This window comes from Pararhodobacter sp. SW119 (genome assembly GCF_017811755.1).
Classification (GTDB): Bacteria; Pseudomonadota; Alphaproteobacteria; order Rhodobacterales; family Rhodobacteraceae; genus Pararhodobacter.
Genome location: NZ_JADDJF010000172.1, coordinates 1 through 806, shown reverse-complemented (window position 1 = coordinate 806; position 806 = coordinate 1). Strand labels below are relative to the sequence as shown.

1 protein-coding gene is annotated in these 806 nt (G+C 64.5%); it reads right to left on the bottom strand.

Annotated features, from left to right (window positions below):
• Positions 1 to 106: 106 nt before the first annotated feature.
• Positions 107 to 806, bottom strand: a 700-nt coding sequence (locus tag IM708_RS21105; protein WP_209428511.1) for an STAS domain-containing protein, incomplete at its 5' end; no start/stop codon positions are given.

The window sequence follows — 806 nt, the reverse complement described above, 5'->3', positions numbered from 1 at the left end:
CCCAGCCGGTCTGCTGTGACACCCAGGCGGCGTGTTCGCAAACGCTTTGCGAATAGATCGAGCCATCGACCAGTGCGATGATCTTCTGCGTCATGTCCCGCCCCCCTCAATGCGCCATCAGCTTGTCCATCGCGCCCGGCTTGTCGTGGATGGCGAGCCGGTCGACGATGGTCTCGGACGCCTCGTTCATGCCGCGGATCTCAACCTCAGCGCCGTCGCGGCGGAACTTCAGCACCGCCATGTCGAGCGCCTGCACCGACGAGATATCCCAGATATGCGCGCGGCTCACGTCAATGATCACACGCTCCGGCGCCTCCTTGAAGTCGAAGGCCGCCATGAAATCCTCGACCGAGCCGTAGAACATCTGCCCCTCGACCCGGTAGGTGCGCACGCGGCCGTCGGAGCTGATCTCGGTGGTGACGCGGAAGAGCTGCGCGATCTTGCCGGCAAAGAAGATCCCCGACAACAGCACGCCGACCAGGACGCCGATCGCCAGGTTGTGCGTGTAGACCACGGTCGCGACGGTGGCGATCATCACCACCGAACTCGACCTTGGATGCGTGCGCAGGTTCACGATCGAGGACCAGGAGAAGGTGCCGATCGAGACCATGATCATGATCGCCACCAGCGCCGGCATCGGGATGATGCTCACGAGATCGCCCAGCCCCACCACCATGATGAGCAGGAAGATCCCGGCCGCCGCCGCCGACAGTCGCCCGCGCCCGCCCGACTTGATGTTGATGATCGACTGCCCGATCATCGCGCAGCCGGCCATGCCGCCGATGAAGCCGGTGGCGGTGTTGGCG